Origin of the sequence: Streptomyces sp. NPDC091412, assembly GCF_044756885.1 — a bacterium.
Lineage (GTDB): Bacteria > Actinomycetota > Actinomycetes > Streptomycetales > Streptomycetaceae > Streptomyces.
In genome coordinates this window covers 501594-519051 of the sequence record NZ_JBIVTV010000002.1, presented here as the reverse complement: position 1 = coordinate 519051, position 17458 = coordinate 501594, and the positions used below count along the sequence as shown (strand labels likewise).

Sequence of the window (17458 nt, the reverse complement as noted above, 5' to 3'; positions counted from 1 at the left end):
GGCTGTTACCCGCGCCGTTCCCTCTCCCCAGCTCTCCTCCAGCCACCGGAGAAACGTGTACCGCAGACGCTCCGCCCTGGTCGCCGCCCTCGCCACCCTGCTGACGGCGACGACGGCTGCCTGCGGCGACGCGGGCGGGCTGCGCGGCGCGGGACCCACGCCGACCGCGGTCAGCCCGGCCCGGCTGTGGCCCTCGCTGCGCCCGGCGGCCAGCCCCGCCTGGCCCTACGACGAGATACAGATCGAGACGGTCAAGGGCGTCACCGCTCCCGGCGACGACATCCACGCGGTCGACCCGGTGGCCGTCGTACGGGCCGAGGTGGCCGCGCATCCGGACGCCTACACGAACGCCAGGGCTCCGTACCAGGACACGGCCGACCGGCTCGCCAAGTGCGGCCGGGGGGAGGACCCGTCGCGGTGTCCCGTCATGCGGGCGTACTACCGGGACCTCACCGGTGACGGGCACGACGACATGGCACTGGGCTTCCGGCTGTACCCGACCAACCAGACCGCGGTGCGCGTCTACACCTTCGAGGGGCACCGGCTGCAGCAGGTGTTCGCCAACGACGACGCGGTGATCGGCGTGGAACTGGCCGGACGGGCCGTGATCATCCGCTCGCCGGCCGGGATCGCCGGGTACGAGTACCGCACCACGTGGTCCTGGGACCCGGAGCAGCGGGCGATGGTGTTCTCGCGCGACGAGTTCCTGCGCACCGGCCGGCACCGGCCCACGCACGCGCGTACCCACTCGCCCCTCGCCGCCTCCCCGCTCCCGTCCACCCGCGCGCCCTCCCCCGCTCCCTCACCCGTCCCCTCCTCCCCCGCCCCCTCCTCCTCCGCGGGCGTGCGATGAGGGTCGCGCTGCCCCGGTGGGCCGGGACGCTCGCGGTGAAGTCCGCGGCCTTCATCACGGTGATGTGCTGCGCGCTCGCCGCGCTGCTCGGCGTTCTCGTGCACGTCTCGGTGACCGACCAGACCGTGGGACAGGCACGCACTCTCGCCCTGTCCCGGCTGAAGGACGCCACGACCGCGTACGAGTCGGGCGACACGCTGCTGCCGGGCGCCGGCGTCGACCCCGAGGGACTGCCGGAGCGACTGCGGCGGCTGGCGGCGAGCGGACAGCGCGGCACGATGGTCGACATGCACCACGGGCGCCCCACGATGTGGGCGGCCGGGCCCGCCGACCGGGGGCGGACGCTGGCCGTGGCGGTCGACTACTCGCAGCAGGCCCGCACCATCGACGCGCTGGACCAGTCCATCCTGTGGTCGTCGTTGCTGGCGATCGGGGCGACCCTGCTGGTCGGCGCGTTCGCGGTGACCCGGGTGACCCGGCGGCTGCACGCCACCGCGCGCGTGGCCCGGCGGATCAGCGCGGGCGACCTGGACGCGCGCGTGCACGACCCTCTGACGCGGGACGCGTCCCGCCCGCACGACGAGGTGGCCGCGGTCGCCGCGGCGCTGGACTCCATGGCGTCGTCGCTCCAGGGCAAACTGCTGGCCGAGCAGCGGTTCACCGCGGACGTGGCGCACGAGCTGCGCACCCCGCTGACCGGGCTGCACGCGGCGGCCGAACTGCTGCCGCCGGGCCGCCCCACCGAACTGGTCCGCGACCGGGTGGCCGCACTGCGCACGCTCACCGAGGACCTGCTGGAGATCTCCCGGCTGGACACCGGGCGGGAGCTGCCGGTCCTGGACACCGGGTACCTCGGCTCGGTGGCCGAGCGAGCGGTGCGGGCGGCGAGCGCGGCGGGGGCCGCCGCCGGGACGGACACGCGAGTCAGGGTCGTACGGGACGTGTACGTGGAGACCGACCGGCGGCGGCTGGAGCGGGTGCTGGGCAACCTCGTGGCCAACGCGCACAGCCACGGCCGGCCGCCGGTGGTGCTGACCGTGGACGGGCCGGTGGTCACCGTGCGGGACCACGGCGACGGCTACCCGGAGTACCTCGTGGCGCACGGCCCCCAGCGCTTCCGTACGGAGGGCGGCGCGACCGGGCACGGGCTCGGGCTGACCATCGCCCTGGGCCAGGCGGAGGTGCTGGGCGCCCGGCTGGAGTTCGCCAACACGCCGGAGGGCGGGGCGGTGGCGACATTGACGCTTCCTCAGGAGCCGCCCGCGCCTTCGGGGCCGGACGCGGCCGGCGGCACCGTCCGGGATGACGCGGGACCGGCTGACACCGCGTCCAGGTGACCCGTCCCAGGACGAGCCCGGCCCAGCACCGGGTGACGCCTTCTCAGTCGGCTGCGCCCTGATGGCTCAGTGTGACGGGCCTCCGGGAGGCGGCACTCCTAATGTGGCGGTTAGTCAGATTCGCCCGTCCTCGAAGGGCTTCGCCGCCTCAGGTGGAGGTACTGCATGTCCCCGCTCTCCCCCCTCACCCGACTGGCCGTGGCGGCCGCCACCGGCGCCCTCCTCTCCACGGTCGCCGTGGCACCCGCCGCCGCCGACGACGGCGGCCGGAGCGGTCACCGGACGGCGGCCGCCCAGCACAGCACGCCGCCCCGGCCGAGCACGGCCGGACAGGACAGCGGCACCCCCGGCCACCGCCACCCGCGCTCCTACCGGGGCGTCGTCACGGCCCGCGGCGGGCTCGTCCTGCGCACCCACCCCGACCGCGACAGCCGGGTGCTCCAGGTGGCCCGGCCGGGCCGGCTCGTGTGGATCCACTGCAAGACGCTGGGCCCGCGGGTGAACGGCAACCGCGTGTGGTACCTGCTCTCGGACGGCATCTGGGCGTGGGGCTCGGCGCGCCACATCGCCAACGTCGGGCCCTCGCCGCGCTGGTGCTGACACCCAGGGCGGACAAACCGCTCCTTTTGGGTAGGTTCCGGACATGACTCAGGCCGGAACCACCGTGGCAGCGGCTGCCCCGTCCGCGCCCGCCGACCGCCTCCCCCGGCGCCGCGGCGTCGAACTCTTCCTCATCGTCCTCGCCGTCCTGCTGCCGGTGTGCGGCTACTGCGCCGTCGGCCTGGCGAGGAACGGCGCCGTCCCGCCCGGCGCCGCAGGATACGGCGCCGGGCTCGGCGTACTCGCGCTGGTCGCGCACATCGCGGTGCGCCTGCGCGCGCCGTACGCCGACCCGCTGCTGCTGCCCATCGCCGTACTGCTCAACGGGCTGGGCCTGGTGCTGATCTACCGGCTCGACCTGGAGACACCGGGCGACGAGGCCGCGCCCGCCCAACTGGTGTGGTCCACGCTGGGCGTGGGGCTGTTCATCCTGGTGGTGCTGGTGCTGCGCGACCACCGGTGGCTCCAGCGCTACGCCTACCTCGGTGTCGCCAGCGCGCTCGCCCTGCTCACGATGCCGATCCTCTTCCCCGCCGTCAACGGCGCCCGCATCTGGATCCGGGTGGGCGAGCTCTCCATCCAGCCGGGCGAGTTCGCGAAGGTGCTGCTCGCGGTGTTCTTCGCCGCGTACCTGGCCGCCAACCGCGGCGCGCTGGCGTACAGCGGCCGCCGGGTGTGGCGGCTGCAACTGCCCACCGGCCGGGTGCTGGGGCCGGTGGTCACGGTCTGGCTGCTGAGCGTCTGCGTGCTGGTTCTGGAACGCGACCTCGGCACCTCGCTGCTGTTCTTCGGGTTGTTCGTCGTCATGCTGTACGTGGCCACCGGCCGCATCGGCTGGATCGCGGTCGGGGTGCTCCTCGCGACGGCCGGCGCGGTCGCCGTCGGCTCGCTGGAGCCGCACGTGCACAGCCGGTTCGGGGAGTGGCTGCACCCGTTCGCGTCCATCGAGGCCGGTCAGGGGCCCGGCCAGGTGGCCCAGTCGCTGTTCTCCTTCGCGGCGGGCGGGGTGACCGGCACCGGGCTGGGCCTCGGTCACTCGATCCTCGTCGGCTTCGCCGTCAAGTCGGACTTCATCCTGGCCACCGCCGGGGAGGAACTGGGTCTGGCCGGGCTGTCCGCGGTCTTCCTGCTGTACGCGCTGTTCGTCGAGCGCGGCTACCGGGCCGGCCTCGCCGTGCGCGACCCCTTCGGCCGGCTGCTCGCGGCCGGGCTCGCCTCGCTCATGGCGCTCCAGGTGTTCGTGATCGCGGGCGGGGTGACCGGCCTGATCCCGCTGACCGGACTGGCGATGCCGTTCCTGGCGCAGGGCGGCTCGTCGGTCGTGACCAACTGGACGATCGTCGCGCTGCTGATCCGGGTGAGCCATGTGGCGCGCCGGGACTACGACGGGACGGTGGCCCCGTGACCCGTGAGGAGGCCGTCCGTTGACCCGGTGCATCCGGCATGCCGCGGCCTTCTGCGTGCTGCTGCTGGTGGCGCTCCTGGTGAACATCGCCTGGCTGCAGGTGCTCCAGAGCCCGACGTACGGCGGCAACCCGGCCAACCGCCGTCCCGCCATCGCCCGTTACCAGCAGCCGCGCGGCGAGATCCTGGTCGGCGGCCGGCCGGTCACCGGCTCCAAGGACACCCGGGAGCAACTGCGCTTCGAACGGACCTACACGGACGGGCCGTTGTACGCGCCGGTGACCGGCTTCGCCTCGCAGCTGTACGGGACGACGCTCCTGGAGTACTCCGAGGACGCGGTGCTGTCGGGCTCCGATCCGATGCTCGCCGGGTTCGGGCTGTGGCGGGGCGTCGCGGGCGGGCGGAGCCCGGGCGGCAATGTGGTGACGACGATCGACCCGGCCGCCCAGCGGGCCGCGTTCGAGGGGCTGGGCGGACGCAAGGGGGCGGTCGCGGCGATCGAGCCGACGTCGGGGCGGATCCTGGCGCTGGTGTCCACGCCCTCGTACGACCCCTCGCTGCTGTCCGGGAACAGGCCGACGGTGTCGGCGATGTGGGCACGGCTGAACGAGGACCCGGAGCGACCGATGCTGAACCGGGCGGTGCGGCAGACGTATCCGCCGGGGTCGACGTTCAAGGTGGTCACCGCGGCAGCCGCGCTGGACGCGGGCGTGGTGCGGGATCTGGACGAGCCGACCGACTCCCCCGACCCGTATCTGCTGCCGGGCACGAATACGTGGCTGTACAACGAGGCCGACGACTGCGCGAACGCCTCCCTGCGGCATGCGTTCGAGTGGTCGTGCAACACGGTGTTCGCGAAGCTGGGCGTGGACGTGGGGGTGCGGGGCATGCGGGCCGCGGCGGAGGGGTTCGGCTTCAACGACAAGAAGGTGAGGATTCCCTTCTCGGTCTCGCCGAGCACGTTCGACACCCGGGTGGACCGGGCGCAGCTCGCGCTGTCGTCGATCGGGCAGTACAACACGCGGGCCACCCCGCTTCAGATGGCGATGGTGGCGGCCGCGGTCGCGAACGGCGGGCAGGCGCGGCCGCCGTACCTCGTGGAGCGGACCACCCGCCAAAACGGGGGCACGGTCTCCACGGCCGGCTCCCGGCCCGCGCGGCAGGTGATGCTTCCGGCGACCGCGGCGCGGCTGCGGGAGCTGATGACCGACGTGGTCACCGAGGGCACCGGCGGGAACGCGGCGATCCCCGGGGCCACGGTGGGCGGCAAGACCGGCACCGCCCAGCACGGCCTGGGCAACGCCGGTACGCCGTACGCCTGGTTCGTCTCCTGGGCGCAGGGCGACGACGACGTGGAGCCGAGGGTCGCGGTCGCGGTGGTGGTGGAGGACGCGTCCGCGCGGCGGGGCGACATCAGCGGCGGCGGTACGGCGGCGCCGATCGCCAAGGCGGTGATGGAGACGGTGCTGCACGCGCCGCCCGCTGGGTGAGACGGGGGTGCCCGGGGGCACCGTGGCCGCCCTACCGTTCGGGCATGACGATTCCGGCATCGGTGCACGAACTCGCCCAGGTCAACATCGCCCGCCTCAACGCCCCTCTGGACTCACCGCAGTTGAAGGCCTTCGTGGACGCGCTCGACCCGGTGAACGCCCACGCGGACGCCGCGGACGGTTTCGTCTGGCGGCTGAAGGACGACTCCGGCAACGCGACGGACGTGGCGGTGTTCGGCGACGCGTGGCTGATCGTCAACATGTCGGTGTGGCGGGACGCGAAGGCCCTGACGGCCTACATGTACCGGGGCCGGCACCGGGAGATGCTCGCCCGCCGCCGGGAGTTCTTCGAGCGGCCGACGGAGGCGGTCACCGCGCTGTGGTGGGTTCCGGCGGGTCACCGTCCCACGGTCGCGGAGGCGGAGGAGCGGCTCCTCCACCTCCGTGCGCACGGTCCGACGGAGTACGCGTTCACCCTGCGGGCGTCGTTTCCGCCCCGGCAGGCGGTGCCGGTGGCCGGTGGGGCGCCCGAGCAGCCGGGTGATCAGTCGGTGAGGCGCTGACCCTCCTCGACCGCCTCCTCGACCTCCGCCACCCGCTCCCGCTCCTCGGCCGCGAAGCGTTCCGCGTCCAGTTTCTCGGCGATCTCCTCGTCCTGGGCCATGAGCTGGTCCAGGCTGGAGTCGCCCATCTCGAAGACGCCCATGTCGACGTAGGCCTGCTGGAGGCGTTTGCCCCACAGGCCGATGTCCTTGACGCAGGGGACGATGCGGCTGAAGAGCAACTGGCGGAAGAGCTGGAGGAATTCGGAGTGCTCGCTGAGTTCGTCGGCCTCCGCCCTGGGGATGCCGAAGTTCTCCAGGACCTCCACCCCGCGCAGCCGGTCGCGCATCAAGTAGCAGCCCTCGATGACGAACTCCTCGCGTTCGCGCAGTTCGGCGTCGGTGAGCTGCCGGTAGTAGTCGCGCAGGGCCATGCGGCCGAAGGCGACGTGGCGGGCCTCGTCCTGCATGACGTAGGCGAGGATCTGCTTGGGCAGAGGCTTGTTCGTAGTGTCGCGGATCATGCCGAAGGCCGCCAGGGCGAGGCCCTCGATCAGCACCTGCATGCCCAGGTACGGCATGTCCCAGCGGCTGTCGCGGAGGGTGTCGCCGAGGAGGGACTGGAGGTTGTCGTTGATCGGGTAGAGCATCCCGATCTTCTCGTGCAGGAAGCGGCCGTAGATCTCGGCGTGCCGGGCCTCGTCCATGGTCTGGGTCGCCGAGTAGAACTTGGCGTCCAGGTCGGGGACGGACTCCACGATCCGCGCGGCGCAGATCATCGCGCCCTGCTCGCCGTGCAGGAACTGGCTGAACTGCCAGGACGCGAAGTGGCGGCGCAGCTCGCCCTTGTCACGGTCGGTCATCTTCGCCCAGTGCGGGGTGCCGTAGAGGGTCATCGCCTCGTCGGGGGTGCCGAGCGGATCGTACGGGTCCACCTGCAGATCCCAGTCGATCCGCTTCTGCCCGTCCCACTGCTTGTCCTTGCCCTTCTGATAGAGGGCGAGAAGGCGGTCGCGGCCGTCGTCGTACTCCCAGCTGAATCGAGCCGCGCCGGTCGCGGGGACCTGCCAGCGCGAGTCCCCCGGATTCCTGGCGTACAGGTCGTAGGTCGGCATACTTCGCAGGTTCACACGTAGACGTTGAGTCAACAAGTCGTGCGCAAGCCATTGACTGGCTTGCTGACAGGCAGTCTCATAAGAGGCGGAGAACCTGACCCGCGGGTAACCAGCCGACCCGGCCACATCCCGTACGACGAGGTGGGACAGCCATGACGACCGTGACGGAAGGCGGCGCGCTCTCAGGCCTGCGCGACGCGCTCGGCCTGCTCAAGGACCGGGAGCAGGTGGCCGAGCGGCTGCTCGACTCTTCCGCCAAGCACTCCTTCGACCCGGACAGGGAACTGGACTGGGACGCGCCCTTCAAGGAGGGCAAGTGGTTCTGGCCGCCGGAGCTGGTGTCGCTGTACGACACACCGCTGTGGAAGCGGATGGGCGAGGAGCAGCGGATCCTGCTCTCCCGGCACGAGGCTGCGGCGCTCGCCTCGCTCGGCATCTGGTTCGAGCTGATCCTCATGCAGCTGCTCGTACGGCACATCTACGACAAGGCGGCCACGAGCGCGCACGTGCGGTACGCGCTGACCGAGATCGAGGACGAGTGCCGGCACTCGAAGATGTTCGCCCGCGTCATATCGCGGGGCGAGACGCCCTGGTACCCGGTGAGCCGGGCGCACCAGAACCTCGGCCGGCTCTTCAAGACGATCTCCACGACCCCCGGGTCCTTCACCGCGACCCTGCTCGGTGAGGAGGTCCTGGACTGGATGCAGCGGCTGACGTTCCCGGACGAGCGGGTGCAGCCGCTGATCCGGGGCGTCACGCGGATCCACGTCGTGGAGGAGGCGCGCCATGTCCGTTACGCCCGCGAGGAGTTGCGCCGGCAGATGATGACGGCGCCGAAGTGGTCGCAGGAGTTCACCCGGATCACCTCGGGCGAGTTCGCCCGGGTCTTCTCGGTCGCCTTCGTCAACCCCGAGGTGTACGCGAACGTGGGCCTCGACAAACGGGAGGCGATGGCCCAGGTGAAGGCGAGCGGGCACCGGCGGGAGGTCATGCAGACGGGCGCGAAGCGCCTGACGGACTTCCTGGACGACATCGGCGTCCTCCGCGGAGTCGGCCGCCGCCTCTGGCAGTCCTCGGGCCTCCTGGCCTGACCCGACCGGCACCCCCACGGGAGCGATGAGGGGCCCGGCGCCGCCGGCCTCGACACGGGGGCGGCCCCTGACAGCGGCTCCCCCATGTCCGGTACCGCCGACGCGATACGGATCCGGCCGGTCCCACCGCCGAACCGTCAGCGCCGCCCGCCGCAGGGGCGAGCCCACGGCACGGACGCAGCCCGAGACACCCCGGGCGGCCCAGCGGACCCGTGCCGGGCCGCACGACCCGAGGGCTGCACCAACCCGCACGGCGTGCGAAGCCGCCCGACCGGCGAAAGCTGGCATCGCGGGGGGCCACGGGCCGCGCAGGGCCAGACGCCAGAGACCGGGGAGCCGCGGCAGGGCCCGGCGCCGGACCGGGAAGCCGCGGCAGGACCAAGCGCCGGACCGGGGAGCCGCGGCAGGACCAAGCGCCAGGCCGGGAAGCCGCGGCAGGACCAAGCGCCAGGCCGGGAAGCCGCGGCAGGACCAAGCGCCAGGCCGGGAAGCCGCGCGGGGACCCCACGGCCACCCGACGCCGCAAGGTCGAGCCCTCCCGCCTGAGGGCACGGGCCACGCGGGACCGCGGAAGCGACGCGGCACGGCGGTGCGCGGCACGGCGGTGGCTCCGGGGCCCCGTACCCCCGCTGCGCCGGGCACGGTGCGCCGTCCCGGCTCGCGCCCCCCGTTCGCGCGCCCAGTCCGCCACCCCTGGCCGCGTCCCCGTTCGCGCGCCCAGTCCGCCACCCCCGGTCGCGCGCCCGATCCGCCACGCCCGATCCGCCACGCCCGATCCGCCACGCCCGATCCGTCGCGCCCGATCCGACGTGCCCGCTCCGGCGTGCCCGCTCCGGCGGCAGCCGGGACGGGCCGGAGTGGGCGTGGCCGTACCGGGGGGCTGGGGGCGTGGGCGTAGGTCCGTGGGCCGCTGAGGCCGATTACGCTGCTGGTCATGAGCCCTGCCGCGTCCAGTCCCGCGTACCGTCGCCTCAGTGTCGAGGAGCGGCGGGCCCAGTTGCTCGACGCGGCTCTGTCCCTCTTCGCGCACCGGGCGCCCGAGGAGGTGTCGCTGGACGACGTGGCGGAGGCGGCGGGGGTGTCGCGTCCGCTGGTGTACCGCTACTTCCCGGGCGGCAAGCAGCAGCTGTACGAGGCCGCCCTGCGGTCCGCCGCCGATGAGCTGAGGCACTGCTTCGACGAACCGCAGCAGGGCCCGCTGCTGCCCCGCCTCGCCCGCGCCCTGGACCGGTACCTGGCCTTCGTCGACCAGCACGACGCCGGGTTCACCGCCCTGCTCCAGGGCGGCAGCGTGGTGGAGACCTCCCGCACGACGGCCATCGTGGACGGCGTGCGCCGGGCCGCCGCCGAGCGGATCCTGAGCCATCTGGAGGTCACGGACCCCGGCCCCCGGCTGCGCATGACCGTGCGGATGTGGATCACGGCCGTGGAGGCCGCCTCCCTGATCTGGCTGGACGAGGACAAGCAGCCACCCGCCGAGGAGCTGCGGGACTGGCTGGTCGAGCAGTTCGCGGCCGTGCTCACGGTGACCGCCGCCCGGGACGCGCAGACCGCCGAGCTGGTGGGGCGCGCCCTGGCCTCTGCGGATGGCTGACACTGGTGCCGTGAAGAGCGAAGACACCCCCTTCGAGGGCGGCCCCATGGACGGGCGGGTGCTGCCCGTGCTGGTGGGACCCACCGGGAACCCGCCGAAGACCTACCGCATCCCGGTGCCGGACGCCGCGGGCGGCCCGCCGACCGTGCTCGTCTACCGGCGGGTGCCGCGCGGGCACAGCAAGCGCCTGGGACTGCCCAGGGGCTGGAAGTACGAGTTCGACCCCGAGGGCAGGAGCGGCGGCCGGCTGACATGGCCGTGGTCCAAGCCGGAGAACCGGGCCGGCGGCAAGCCGGACGCCACCGACGGGTGACCTCGTTGCGCCGTACGGCGCACCATCGGCACAGAAAATCCGTTCATACGTCGAATCCTCACGGTGCGGAGCGGAAACACCGCCCCGCACGGGAGGTGATGTCGTGTCAGGAAGGGTGCCGCGTCTGGTGTGTACGGCGGCGGTGGCGGCACAGGCCGCCTTCGTACCGGTGGCCGCCGTGGCCACGCCGGAGCCGCAGCAGCCCGGACAGCGGTCCGTCGCCCAGCTGCTGACGGACCTTCACACGCTGTACCGGCAGGCCGAACAGGCCACCGAGACCTACAACTCCACCGCCGAGCAGCTGAAGCGGCAGCGCGCCGAGGCCGACCGCATCGACGCCGACCTCGGCGCCGCCCGGCGCGCCCTGAGCGACAGCCGCGCGAAGGCGGCACGGCTGGCCCTTCTGCAGTACCAGGGCAGCGGCACCGGACTCTCCCCGTACCTGCGGCTGCTGCTGGCACCCGATCCGCAGCACGCCCTGGCGGAGGGGGAGTTGATCGGGCAACTGGCGCGGGAGCGGGCCGAGACGGTCGACCGGCTCACCGGCGACGAGAAGAAGGCCGCCGACCTCGCCCACGAGGCCCGCAAGGCGGTCGACACCCGGCTGGTGCTCGCCCGGCGGCAGCAGCAGGCGCGGGACGACGTCCAGGGACGGCTGCGCGACGTGGAGAAGCTGCTGGCCTCGCTCAGCGCCGAGCAGGTGACGGCGCTCGCCCGGAGGGAGACGAACGGGATCACCGCGGCGCAGAGCCCTTTCCTGGCCTCCGGGGTGCTCAGCGGTGCCCGCACGCCGTCGCCGGAGGGCGACGAGGCCGTGCGCTACGCCGTGCGTCAGCTCGGCAAGCCGTACCAGTGGGGCGCCGTGGGCCCGCGGGCGTACGACTGCTCGGGGCTGACCTCACAGGCCTGGGAGCACGCCGGGACGCCCATCCCGCGCACCAGTCAGGAGCAGTGGGCGCGGCTGAAGCACATCCCGCTCGGCGCTCTCAGGCCCGGCGACCTGGTCGTCTACTTCCCGCAGGCCACGCATGTCGCCCTCTACCTCGGCGACGGGATGGTGGTGCAGGCCCCGCGGCCCGGAGCCAGGGTGAAGGTGTCACCGGTCGCGGCCAACCCGGTGCTGGGCGCCGTACGGCCCGATCCGGGCGGGGAGCCCCTGCGGTGGTACACACCGCCGAGACTCCCCGAGGGTGCCCTGGCCGGGCCGGACGCGAGTCTCTATACGGCGGACGCCTCGGAGACCTCGGCGAGGTAGGCCTGGGCCTTGTCCGGGTCGAAGAAGAAGTTCTCCAGGTCGGACGGGTCGTCGAAGCAGTTCACGAAGCGGTCGGCGACCGGCTGGAGCTGGCCCGCCGCCCCGAGGACGTTCAGGACGTGCTCCGGCGGCGGGGCCAGCATGGCGTTGGTCCACTTGGTGACGTGCCGGGCGGTGGCCCAGTAGCGGTCGAACGTCTGCCGCATCCACTCCTCGTCGAACGGCTTGTCGCCGTGCTCGACGATGGCGGCCAGGTATGCGGCGGCGCACTTGGAGGCCGAGTTGGAGCCCTGGCCGGTGATCGGGTCGTTGGCGACGACGACGTCCGCGACACCGAGGACCAGGCCGCCGCCGGGCAGCCGGCCGATCGGCTGGCGCACGGTCGGGGCGTAACGGCCGGCGAGCGTGCCGCCCGCGTCCGTGAGTTCGACGCCGGCGGTCCGGGCGTGCTCCCAGGGCAGGAACGTCTTCATCAGGTCCAGCGTCAGGGCGAGGTGCTCGGACGGGTCCTTGACGCCGCGGAAGGCGTCGAGCGGGCCGCCCGGTATGCCCTCCCAGAAGAGGATGTCGGCACGGCCGGAGAGGGTGTGGGTCGGCATGATGAACATCTCGCCGACGCCGGGCACCAGGTTGCAGCGGACCGCGTCGAACTCCGGGTGCTCCGGGCGCGGTGCCAGGCCGTGCACGTACGCCACCGCCAGCGCGCGCTGCGGCTCGCTGTACGGGGAGCGGGAGGCGTCCCGCTCGAACATCTTCACCAGCTCGCCCTTGCCCGCCGAGACGAGGACGAGGTCGTACGTACGGGAGAAGTAGTCCAGGTCGCCGACCGCGGCGCCGTGGATGACGAGCTGGCCGCCGCGCTGGGCGAACGTCTCCATCCAGCCCGCCATCTTCACCCGCTGGTCGACCGACTGCGCGTACCCGTCGAGCCTGCCCACCCAGTCGATCGCGCGCTGCGAGGGACCGGGGTCGAAGGAGCCGGGGGCGGCCACCGAGACGCCGAGGCCCTCGATGTTCGGAGCCTGGGACTCCCAGAAGTTCAGCTTCAGGTCGCGCTCGTGCTGGAGGGCCGTGTGGAACATGCACTGCGTCGACATGACCCGACCGGTGCGGATCTCGTCCGAGGTCCGGTTCGACATCAGGGTGACCTCGTACCCGTGGGACTGGAGTCCGAGGGCCAGCTGGAGACCGGACTGCCCGGCCCCCACGACGAGTATCTTCCGCATACGGGTGCTGCCTCCTACGGCTTCGGAACTGCTCGCTGGACTGCTCGGGGAGCGGGTACTACTCCGGGGTCTCCTCGAGTGCGTGGGCCACGAGGGCCAGCAGGGTCTCGATGGCCGAGATCCGGCGCCGCGCGTCCATGATCATGACAGGTATGTGTGGGGGTATCGTGAGCGCCTCGCGCACGTCCTCCGGGTCGAACTGCTCGCTGCCCTCGAAGTGGTTGACGGCGACGACGTACGGCAGCCCGCAGCTCTCGAAGTAGTCCAGCGCCGGGAAGCAGTCCTTCAGACGGCGGGTGTCGGCCAGGACCACGGCGCCGATCGCGCCGCGCACCAGGTCGTCCCACATGAACCAGAACCGCTGCTGGCCCGGCGTGCCGAACACGTAGAGCACGAGGTCGTCGTCGAGCGTGATCCGGCCGTAGTCCATGGCGACGGTGGTCGTCACCTTGTCCGGCGTCTCGGTGAGGTCGTCGGTCTCCTCGCTCGCCTCGGTCATCAGCGCCTCGGTCTGCAGCGGCGTGATCTCCGAGACGGCGGTGACCAGTGTGGTCTTGCCGACGCCGAAGCCGCCGGCCACCACGATCTTCGTGGCGACCGGGGCACGGCTACGGTCCGTCTGCCAGGGCTGCGGGGCCTCGTCGGCCTCGACGAGCGGGGGGACGCCCACGGCGGCGTCAGAGACGGCGGAGTCCACTCAGCACCCTTTCCAGCAGCACGCGGTCCGGCCGGCCCGTGCCATGACCGGTTCCGGTTCCGTACACACGGATCTTTCCCTGGTCCGCGAGATCGCTCAGGAGCACGCGGACCACGCCGAGCGGCATCTTCAGCAGCGCGGCGATCTCCGCCACCGTCCGCATCCGGCGGCACAGTTCGACGATGGCCCGCACCTCGGGCATGCCCTGGTTGGCGAGCGAGCCGTTGGTCAGCTCCTTGCGCTCCTCCGGGGCCTCCAGCGCGGCCACGAACGTCTCCACCAGGAGGACGTGGCCGAAGCGGGTACGGCCGCCGGTGAGCGAATAGGGGCGTACGCGGGAGGCCTTGCGGTCGCCGCCGCGAACGGGGAGCTGCCGTTTGGACGTACCACTCATCGGGCCGCTCCTTGGGTACTCCCGTCGGTTTCCAGGGACTGGCGCAGCTCACTGCGGAGTTCCGGCGTCAGGACGTGTCCGGCGCGGCCGACGAAGAGCGCCATGTGGTACGCCACGACGCTCATGTCGCACTCCGCGGAGCCGTGCACGCCGAGCAGCGACCCGTCGCTGATCGACATCACGAACAGGCTGCCCTCGTCCATCGCGACCATCGTGTGCTTCACCGCACCGGAGTCCATCAGCTTGGCGGCGCCCAAGGTGAGGCTGCCGATGCCGGAGACGATGGTGGCGAGGTCGGCGGCGGAGCCGCGGGGACCGGTGCGCGCCTCGCGGGCCTGGCGGGCCTCGTCGTTGCGGCCGGGGTCCGAGGAGAGGAGCAGGAGCCCGTCGGAGGAGACCACGGCCACGGATTCGATGCCGGGGACCTCCTCGACGAGGTTGGTCAGCAGCCAGTGCAGGTTGCGGGCCTCACTGCTCAGTCCGAAGGTACTGGGCGCGGTCAACTGCTTGCCTCCTCGACTGTGCCCCCCGTGTTCTGGTCGGCGATCTCCGCCTCCGCCTCGCGGTAGCCCTCCCGTGCTCCCCGGTGGAAGCCACCCAGGCGGCGACGGAGTGCCTCGGCGTCCACGGAAGCGCTGCGCTGGCGCGGGGCCGGGGCGGGGGCGGATATCTTCGGGGTCCGCTTGGGCAGGCCCTTGGCGGTGACCTCGTCGTCCTCCGACGCATCGGGGGTCCGGTGGTGTTCCGCCTCGGCTTCGCCGTCGGCGGGGGTGTTCTGCTGCCGGGGCAGTGTGATGCGGCCGGCCTCGTCCTCAGCCGGTTCGCTCCCGGCCGCGGTGCCCGTGGGAGCTTCCCGGTCGGGTGCGGACGGCCCCTGCGGGGCCTGCTCGACGTCGGTGGTGACGGGGTGCGGGCGCGCCGGATCCGGCTCCCCCGCGGGCGACGGGAGCAGGAGTTCCATCGTCGTCTCGGACAGCGATGCCGGGCCCTCGTCCGCCGGTTCCCCGGTGACCGGTCTCTCGTTCACCGGCTCCTCGTGCGCCGCATCCCCGCCGGCCGGTTCCTCGTCCGCCGCCTCCGCCTCGCGCACGGCCTTCTCGGCCAGCGCGACCAGGGGGTCGGTGCCCTCGGCGCGGGCGGGCAGGACATTGGAGTTGGCCTCGGCGTCGGCGCCGGGCAGGGAGACCGCGGGGGCCTCTCCCGGGGCCTGGGCGGAGTCCGCGACGGCGGAGGCGGGCGCGGTCGCCAGCACGGACTTGGGGACGACCACGACGGCCGCGATGCCGCCCTGCTTCTGCTCGCGCAGCTGCACACGGATGCCGTGCCGGTGGGCGAGGCGGGCCACGACGTACAGGCCGAGGCCCAGACCCTGGTCGCCCTCCTTGTCGTAGGCGGACTTCGGGTCGAACTCGGTGAGGCGGGCGTTGAGCCGGGTCAGCCGCTCCTCGGGCACGCCGATGCCCTCGTCCTGGACGGAGAGCATGACCTCGCCGTTCTCCAGGAGCCAGCCGGAGACCTCGACGGGCTGGTCGGGCGGGGAGAACGAGGTGGCGTTCTCCATGAGTTCGGCCAGCAGGTGGGACAGGTCGTCCGCCGCGAAGCCCGCCACGTGCGCGTGCGGCGGCAGCGCGGCGATGCGGACGCGCTCGTAGCGCTCGATCTCGCTGACCGCGGCGCGCACGACGTCGACCAGCGGGACCGGCCCGGCGTGCTGCTGGACGTGCTCGGAGCCGGCCAGCACGAGGAGGTTCTCGCTGTGCCGGCGCATGACCGTGGCGAAGTGGTCGAGCTTGAAGAGGGTGGACAGCCGGTCCGGGTCCTGCTCGCGGTCCTCCAGGCCCTCGATGACGGTGAGTTGCCGTTCCACCAGGCCGAGCGTGCGCAGCGCCAGATTGACGAAGCTGCCGCCTATGCCGCTGCGCAGCCGCTCCAGCTGGGCGGCGGAGTCGGCGAGTTCGGCGCGCAGTTCCTCGCGGGCGTCGGCCATCTTCTGGCGCTGGCCGACCAGGTGCTTGCGGTCGGTCTCCAGGGTGGCGATCCGCTCGGCGAGCGCGACGGCCTGCGCGTGCAGGGTGTTGACAGAGCGGACGACCTGCGCGAACTCGTCGTTGCGACCGGTGAACTTGACGGGTTCCTCGGTGGCCGGGTCCTGCGCGCCGGCCAGCCGGGCCGAGCCCAGGCGCAGCACCGCGAGCGGCCGGGTCAGGGTGCGGGCGAGCCCGGTGGCGATGCCGATGGTGACCAGCAGCAGGGCGCCGAGCAGGGCGATGCGGATCTCCAGCGCGGTGACGTCGTCGTCACGGAGCTGCGCCAGGTCCTTGGTACGGCGGTCGTACAGGGAGGACTCCGCGCCGCGCATCAGGTCGAGGCGGGCGCTGAGCGCGGCGTCGGCCTTCTTGACGCTGGTGTCCAGGTCGCTGTCGGAGAGCGTCGGCTGCTGGGTGAGCGAGGCGAGGTACTTCTCCGCGCTGTCGACCTCGGCCCCGCTCACCGTGGAGTCGTACGACGTGCGGGCCGCCTGCGGCGCGTTGTCGCGGAAGCCGGCGAGGGCGGCGTCGGAGCGCAGCCGGGCCTGCTGGGCGGCGGCGCTCAGAGCGTCGCGCTGCTTGGTCTCGGCCTCCGAGGAGGTGTTGGCCTGCGTGGGCAGTCCGGTGACGGGGCTGTAGACGGTCTGCGTGGTGTACGGCACGTTCAGCGCCCCGAGCAGCAGCCCGCGGGCCGCGGCGGCCTGCTGGACGGCGGTGTCGAGCTCGGCGAGCGCGTGGGCGCCGGTACCGGCCCGCGTGGACATCCGCTCGGCCAGCTGCTCGGCCAGCTTGTGCAGGTCGGTGATGGCGGTGGAGTACGCCTGGTGGACCTGGAGGGCGGTGCTCTGCCCGGTGAGCGCGGAGCGGCGTACGGCGGCGATGCCGTCGAGGTCCTCGCGCAGCCAGGCCGGCATGTCCTGGTCGGCGCGCAGCTCGTCGACCTGGCGGTCCACGCGGGTGCTGCGCTGCTCGGAGGGCGCCTTGGACCCGGGGCGGCCGGCGGCGACGTAGGAGGTGACCTCGTCGCGCTCGTCGGCCAGCGAGTGGGCGAGGGTGAGCGCGTCCTGGGTCTGCCCGGCGAGCGTCACCAGGTTCTGGGTGTCGCTCACCTGCCCGGAGGCGGCTATCAGGGAGGGCGCGCCCGCGCCTGCCACCGCGGCGGCCACGACGGCGACGGCGGCGATCAGACGGTTGCGTACATGCGTGGGACGGCCCTTGCCGACGGGGGTGACGGGGGGCGTGCCGGGCGTCTGCGCCGGGTCTCCTGCCATGGCCGTCTGCTTGCCTGCGCGCCGAGGCCGCTTCTTCTGCACCGGTGCTCGCATTCCTGTACTCGTGTACTCATGGGCCCGGGTGGTGCCCCGTCAGCTGGCGCGGACAGGTGCGTACACCCTCCCCACGTTCTCGACTCCGCTCGAGCAGGGGGGACCTGCATCGGTTCCCGACCCTCCCAGTGCCGGTGGGCAGTGGTCCTGCATCGTCCGACCGGCCACCCGAAGGAGTGAACCCCGGAGGGGAGT

Annotated in this window: 16 protein-coding genes; 10 read left to right on the top strand and 6 right to left on the bottom strand. The window is 72.8% G+C overall.

Annotated elements, in window-relative coordinates; all coding sequences use genetic code 11:
• Positions 1 to 55: 55 nt before the first annotated feature.
• The 6 genes from ACIQMV_RS06490 to ACIQMV_RS06465 all read left to right on the top strand — a co-directional run bounded on the left by ACIQMV_RS06490 (position 56) and on the right by ACIQMV_RS06465 (position 6247).
• Positions 56 to 853, top strand: coding sequence for a hypothetical protein (locus ACIQMV_RS06490; protein ID WP_402591575.1), 798 nt, complete (start codon positions 56 to 58; stop codon positions 851 to 853).
• Positions 850 to 2190 (top strand): ATP-binding protein, encoded by a 1341-nt coding sequence (locus tag ACIQMV_RS06485; protein WP_402591573.1) that lies wholly within the window; start codon positions 850 to 852, stop codon positions 2188 to 2190. Before ACIQMV_RS06490 ends, ACIQMV_RS06485 begins: the two co-directional genes overlap by 4 nt.
• A gap of 165 nt (positions 2191 to 2355) precedes the next feature.
• A complete protein-coding gene (locus tag ACIQMV_RS06480; protein WP_402591571.1) occupies positions 2356 to 2790 on the top strand; it encodes an SH3 domain-containing protein in 435 nt (144 codons plus the stop codon).
• A gap of 43 nt (positions 2791 to 2833) precedes the next feature.
• The gene (locus ACIQMV_RS06475; protein WP_402591569.1) at positions 2834 to 4195 is read left to right on the top strand and encodes an FtsW/RodA/SpoVE family cell cycle protein; all 1362 of its coding nucleotides are present in this window, start codon (positions 2834 to 2836) and stop codon (positions 4193 to 4195) included.
• 19 nt (positions 4196 to 4214) lie between these two features.
• Positions 4215 to 5684, top strand: a complete 1470-nt coding sequence (locus tag ACIQMV_RS06470) for a penicillin-binding transpeptidase domain-containing protein (protein ID WP_402591567.1) — start codon at positions 4215 to 4217, stop codon at positions 5682 to 5684.
• Between the two features lie 44 nt (positions 5685 to 5728).
• Positions 5729 to 6247: a DUF3291 domain-containing protein gene (locus ACIQMV_RS06465; RefSeq protein ID WP_402591565.1), complete on the top strand. Its 519-nt coding sequence runs from the start codon at positions 5729 to 5731 to the stop codon at positions 6245 to 6247.
• Here ACIQMV_RS06465 and ACIQMV_RS06460 read toward each other — a convergent pair.
• The gene (locus ACIQMV_RS06460; protein ID WP_402591928.1) at positions 6229 to 7341 is read right to left on the bottom strand and encodes a ferritin-like domain-containing protein; all 1113 of its coding nucleotides are present in this window, start codon (positions 7339 to 7341) and stop codon (positions 6229 to 6231) included. The genes ACIQMV_RS06465 and ACIQMV_RS06460 overlap by 19 nt on opposite strands.
• 152 nt (positions 7342 to 7493) lie before the next feature.
• Between ACIQMV_RS06460 and ACIQMV_RS06455 the strand changes: the two genes are divergently transcribed.
• The 4 genes from ACIQMV_RS06455 to ACIQMV_RS06440 all read left to right on the top strand — a co-directional run bounded on the left by ACIQMV_RS06455 (position 7494) and on the right by ACIQMV_RS06440 (position 11594).
• Positions 7494 to 8432 carry a diiron oxygenase gene (locus tag ACIQMV_RS06455; protein WP_402591563.1) on the top strand — a complete coding sequence of 313 codons (939 nt, stop codon included), beginning with the start codon at positions 7494 to 7496 and terminating at the stop codon, positions 8430 to 8432.
• 934 nt (positions 8433 to 9366) lie between these two features.
• Positions 9367 to 10026 (top strand): TetR/AcrR family transcriptional regulator, encoded by a 660-nt coding sequence (locus tag ACIQMV_RS06450; protein ID WP_141358430.1) that lies wholly within the window; start codon positions 9367 to 9369, stop codon positions 10024 to 10026.
• Positions 10019 to 10339: a hypothetical protein gene (locus ACIQMV_RS06445; RefSeq protein WP_402591561.1), complete on the top strand. Its 321-nt coding sequence runs from the start codon at positions 10019 to 10021 to the stop codon at positions 10337 to 10339. The genes ACIQMV_RS06450 and ACIQMV_RS06445 overlap by 8 nt, the downstream gene beginning before the upstream one ends.
• Before the next feature lie 103 nt (positions 10340 to 10442).
• Complete coding sequence (locus ACIQMV_RS06440; RefSeq protein WP_402591559.1) at positions 10443 to 11594, top strand: NlpC/P60 family protein; 1152 nt, start codon at positions 10443 to 10445, stop codon at positions 11592 to 11594.
• Here ACIQMV_RS06440 and ACIQMV_RS06435 read toward each other — a convergent pair.
• The 5 genes from ACIQMV_RS06435 to ACIQMV_RS06415 are packed head-to-tail and all read right to left on the bottom strand — an operon-like array spanning position 11558 to position 17251.
• Complete coding sequence (locus ACIQMV_RS06435) at positions 11558 to 12820, bottom strand: styrene monooxygenase/indole monooxygenase family protein (protein WP_401780412.1); 1263 nt, start codon at positions 12818 to 12820, stop codon at positions 11558 to 11560. The genes ACIQMV_RS06440 and ACIQMV_RS06435 overlap by 37 nt on opposite strands.
• Positions 12821 to 12878: 58 nt before the next feature.
• Entirely contained in the window at positions 12879 to 13517 is a 639-nt protein-coding gene (locus ACIQMV_RS06430; RefSeq protein WP_401780414.1) for a GTP-binding protein, read from the bottom strand.
• Positions 13498 to 13911: a DUF742 domain-containing protein gene (locus ACIQMV_RS06425; protein WP_141358440.1), complete on the bottom strand. Its 414-nt coding sequence runs from the start codon at positions 13909 to 13911 to the stop codon at positions 13498 to 13500. The genes ACIQMV_RS06430 and ACIQMV_RS06425 overlap by 20 nt, the downstream gene beginning before the upstream one ends.
• Positions 13908 to 14414 carry a roadblock/LC7 domain-containing protein gene (locus ACIQMV_RS06420; protein WP_141358442.1) on the bottom strand — a complete coding sequence of 169 codons (507 nt, stop codon included), beginning with the start codon at positions 14412 to 14414 and terminating at the stop codon, positions 13908 to 13910. The genes ACIQMV_RS06425 and ACIQMV_RS06420 overlap by 4 nt, the downstream gene beginning before the upstream one ends.
• The gene (locus ACIQMV_RS06415) at positions 14411 to 17251 is read right to left on the bottom strand and encodes a nitrate- and nitrite sensing domain-containing protein (protein ID WP_402591556.1); all 2841 of its coding nucleotides are present in this window, start codon (positions 17249 to 17251) and stop codon (positions 14411 to 14413) included. The genes ACIQMV_RS06420 and ACIQMV_RS06415 overlap by 4 nt, the downstream gene beginning before the upstream one ends.
• Positions 17252 to 17458 lie beyond the last annotated feature (207 nt).

Bases quoted from the DNA above. Each gene is read 5' to 3' on its own strand.
- ACIQMV_RS06435 (WP_401780412.1), bottom strand. From the start codon at position 12,820: ATGCGGAAGATACTCGTCGTGGGGGCCGGGCAGTCCGGTCTCCAGCTG.
- ACIQMV_RS06480 (WP_402591571.1), top strand. From the start codon at position 2,356: ATGTCCCCGCTCTCCCCCCTCACCCGACTGGCCGTGGCGGCCGCCACC.
- ACIQMV_RS06455 (WP_402591563.1), top strand. From the start codon at position 7,494: ATGACGACCGTGACGGAAGGCGGCGCGCTCTCAGGCCTGCGCGACGCG.
- ACIQMV_RS06465 (WP_402591565.1), top strand. From the start codon at position 5,729: ATGACGATTCCGGCATCGGTGCACGAACTCGCCCAGGTCAACATCGCC.
- ACIQMV_RS06485 (WP_402591573.1), top strand. From the start codon at position 850: ATGAGGGTCGCGCTGCCCCGGTGGGCCGGGACGCTCGCGGTGAAGTCC.
- ACIQMV_RS06475 (WP_402591569.1), top strand. From the start codon at position 2,834: ATGACTCAGGCCGGAACCACCGTGGCAGCGGCTGCCCCGTCCGCGCCC.
- ACIQMV_RS06450 (WP_141358430.1), top strand. From the start codon at position 9,367: ATGAGCCCTGCCGCGTCCAGTCCCGCGTACCGTCGCCTCAGTGTCGAG.
- ACIQMV_RS06460 (WP_402591928.1), bottom strand. From the start codon at position 7,341: ATGCCGACCTACGACCTGTACGCCAGGAATCCGGGGGACTCGCGCTGG.
- ACIQMV_RS06425 (WP_141358440.1), bottom strand. From the start codon at position 13,911: ATGAGTGGTACGTCCAAACGGCAGCTCCCCGTTCGCGGCGGCGACCGC.
- ACIQMV_RS06445 (WP_402591561.1), top strand. From the start codon at position 10,019: ATGGCTGACACTGGTGCCGTGAAGAGCGAAGACACCCCCTTCGAGGGC.